General features: G+C 72.0%; 1 pseudogene. It reads left to right on the plus strand.

The window, feature by feature from the left end:
• Positions 1–254: pseudogene (locus tag AC0I8G_RS26055) on the plus strand (sugar transferase); the annotation flags it as partial.

Consider the following 254-nt stretch of genomic DNA (forward strand, 5'->3'; position numbering starts at 1 on the left):
CGAACGGCTCGTCGCGGAGCACGAGGTCCAGATCGTCGTCATCGCCTACTCCAACGCCCCCGAGATGGTCGGCGTCGACGTGCTCCGCGGGTGCCAGGGCCTCGACGTCGAGATCTTCACCGTCCCCCGGTTCTGGCAGGTCACCCACACCCACCGCTTCGTGCAGTCCGTGCGCGGCGTCCCGCTCGTCCGGCTGCGCCGCCCCGCGGTCCGCGCCCAGCGCTGGCGGCTGAAGCGGGTCATGGACGTGACCG

It is taken from the genome of Kineococcus sp. AC630, assembly GCF_979255925.1.